The following is a 3,155-nucleotide window of genomic DNA, read 5'->3' as shown; positions in this document are numbered from 1 at the left end:
GGAACGGTCTGCGTTGTCGGGAAGATGCGTGATCTGATCCTTCAACTCAGCAAAAGTTCGATTTATTCAACAAAGCCCCAGGCGTATCGAAATTGGTGAAGCAGGAAAAAGAGGGGCGATCTCGCCCGGATGGTTACCTGGAGATGAAAACAGGAGTTTTAACATGTATTTAAGAGTGTTGTCAGCGCCCATACTCACCATTTTTCTACTTATAACTGCCTGTTCAAACCATACTCAAAAAACAAACGTCAGGGTTATGCCCGACAGCGATAAATCTGCGGAAGTTGATGATCTTTTAGGTGGCCTACGATCTCCAACAGTTCCCCCGGAGCATTCAAAAATACTCGGATATGCGACACAAATAAGGAATGCCATTGTTGCCGAAATGTATGAACCCGATGCGCATAAAGGAAAAAACTGCTCTATCCGTATCTCTCTTCAGCCTGATGGTTCAGTGAACAGTGCGACAGCAAAAGAGGGTGATGCAAAATTGTGTAAAGCAGCCATTTCAGCGATTACACGAGCAAAAATACCCGCCGCACCAGATGACGAAACATATCAGAGGGTCAAAAATGCCGATCTTGATTTCAGACTATAGAAATGAAGTTTGAGATGGCTTTTGCTGAAAAGACCTTGGGGGCCACATTCCGTGTTTTCACCTTAATGGTGGGATTGTTGAGGATACACTTTAATGTTGCTTCCAGTCTTGCTGTTATGTTTCAACTTGTTGATATTTAACATAAAACTCATTTTCGGCACTTTGAGGTGCATAGCATTTGCTATACGTTCGTGTTGTGTTATTCTTGTATAGCAATCGCTATACAAAAGAGGTGTGTATGAAATCAGATGTTCAACTCAACCTAAGAGCTAAAGTACCGGACAGATGGCGCAACCGCATTTGCATCTTCCCGCCGTGGACGTCCTGCAAACAACCGGATCGATGAAGAAACACGCTGTAAAGCCCTGGATTTGATCCGGTGCCACTATTCAGATTTGGGCCCAACGCTCGCAACCGAAAAACTGGCTGAACGCCATCATATATATCTCTCCGTTGAAACCATCCGTAACTGGATGACAGCCGACGGTCTCTGGCGTCCTCATTCCCGCCGGCGAACCCGGGTTTACCAGCCGCGCTATCGTCGCGACTGTTTCAGCGAACTGGTTCAGATCGATGGCTCTCACCATGACTGGTTCGAAGGAAGAGCCCCAAAATGCTGTCTTCTGGTCTTCATGGATGACGCCACAGGTCGCCTGATGCACCTGCGATTCTGTGATTCAGAAAACGCGTTTGACTACATGATGGCTACCCGGCAATACATTGATAAACATGGTAAACCTGTCGCATTTTACAGCGACAAGCATGCGGTGTTCAGGGTCAGCGGACCCGAAAGCCGACGTACCGGCACAACCCAGTTCGGACGGGCTCTCCGGGAACTGGCGATCGAATTGATTTGTGCCAACAGCAGCCAGGCAAAAGGTCGCGTGGAACGGGTAAATAAAACGCTCCAGGATCGCCTGATTAAAGAGATGCGACTGCAGAACATCAGCTCGGTTGCTGAAGCCAATCAGTGGATTGAACATTTCATGTCTGATTTTAACCGTCGTTTCTCCCGGCCGGCAAAATACCCTAAAGATCTGCACCGTGCGGTCACACAGAGTCCACTGGAGCTGAATGATATCTTCGCCTGGCAGGAGCTGCGGACCTTATCGAAAGCACTGACTTTTCAGTATGATAAAGTGATGTATATCATTGAACCCACCGAACAAAATACGCGCATAGCAGGTGAAAAAATTACCGTTTATGATTACCCTGACGGAAGCATTACTTTCCGGCATCAGCACCGGCCACTGGGTTATAAGATTTTCGATAAACTGACCTGCGTTGATCAGGGGGCGGTTGTTGATAACAAACGACTGGGTGCCGTTCTGAGGCTGGCACAGCAGAAACAGGAAGAGCTGGAGGCTGAAGGAAAGCGAATGCGCAGTACAAAAATGCCCCGCAGGCGCGCTCAGGAACGTGCACTGGAAGAGCTCAGGGCGATCAACCCGGTGCTGGCCAGTCCGCAGGATTTTATCCCCAGCCTGAAGCGATAAGCCCTTCCCTCACCTGCGGATCTGATATGGCCGACAGATGAGAGAAAAATGGACGACAACAAACCAGTGCTCCTGACACTTCACGAAGCGCTACGCCTGGATTTGATTGAAGCCTATATGGCGGGGGAAATTACGCTGGCAGAAGTGGCTGAGTCCATGGAGCTCACCCGTCGTCAGTGCTCCCGCCTGATTAAACGCTACCGCGAGCTGGGGTCAGCCGGTCTGGTCAGCCGGCGCCGTGGAAAGCCAGGCAATCATCAGTTAAACACCACCATCAGAGATCAGGCACTGCAGCTTATTCGCTCACGCGGCCGGGATATGAATCCGTCAGCCATCTGGCGAATTCTGACCACAGAATACGGTGTCCGGATTTCAAAAGAGACCGTACGTAAACTGATGATAGCCGAGAAAACCTGGCAACCACGTTCTTCCTCCAAAGCCTGACTCAACCTTAAAAAGGCATTGTCCAGACTCTCCACTGACGTCAGGTCAGCTTTGTTTTCAGCACGACATTTCAACATTGGCTAGACAAATGTTGTAACAGCAAAGTTGTAATGTCCGTCTCTGACCAAATAGACATGTCCGCGCTACAGTCTCACCACAGCGATCACTGCTTTCAACGGATGAGACTCATGACGGCATACGGAACGGAGTTTTTCTCAATGAACGATGTGAACCGACTCAGTTTTCAAAGCCACCTCGTCACGATTTCGACGACTAGCAAAATACCCCAAAGATCTGCACCGATCCGTGGCCGAAAGCAACGAAGAGCTGGATGATATCTTTGCCTGGCAGGAACTGCGTAAGCTGTCAAAACTGTGACATTCCGTTATCACAAAATGATATAGACGTTCTGAAGCTGGCGCAAAGCAAAAAGGATGAACTCGAACGTGATGGTAAGCGTGATCGGAGTAAAAAGATGCCTAAACGACGCGTTCAGGCCAGAGTTCAGGAACAATTGAAGATGATTGTACCAGGTACCTCGAGAGCGTTCAGAATTCTGTGTCACGTTAAAAATACTACAGCGTCATCACCTTATTCAGCCGCCCGTCAAAATAAAT

The 3,155-nt window shown here is 48.7% G+C and carries 2 protein-coding genes and 2 pseudogenes; all 4 read left to right on the top strand.

The features are described 5' to 3' along the window. Nucleotides 1-163: 163 nt before the first annotated feature. Nucleotides 164-598: a cell envelope integrity protein TolA gene (gene tolA, locus V3W49_RS22475; protein WP_500148168.1), complete on the top strand. Its 435-nt coding sequence runs from the start codon at nt 164-166 to the stop codon at nt 596-598. Between the two features lie 272 nt (nt 599-870). Further along, nucleotides 871-2,094, top strand: a pseudogene (locus V3W49_RS22470) (ISNCY family transposase); the annotation flags it as partial. Nucleotides 2,095-2,142: 48 nt separating this feature from the next. Then, the gene (locus tag V3W49_RS22465) at nt 2,143-2,538 is read left to right on the top strand and encodes a helix-turn-helix domain-containing protein (protein ID WP_048268429.1); all 396 of its coding nucleotides are present in this window, start codon (nt 2,143-2,145) and stop codon (nt 2,536-2,538) included. A gap of 234 nt (nt 2,539-2,772) precedes the next feature. Then, nucleotides 2,773-3,155: pseudogene (locus V3W49_RS22460) on the top strand (hypothetical protein); the annotation flags it as partial.

It is taken from the genome of Rosenbergiella sp. YN46, from assembly GCF_036620675.1.
Taxonomy (GTDB): Bacteria; Pseudomonadota; Gammaproteobacteria; order Enterobacterales; family Enterobacteriaceae; genus Jejubacter.
This window is presented reverse-complemented; position numbering and strand designations above follow the sequence as displayed.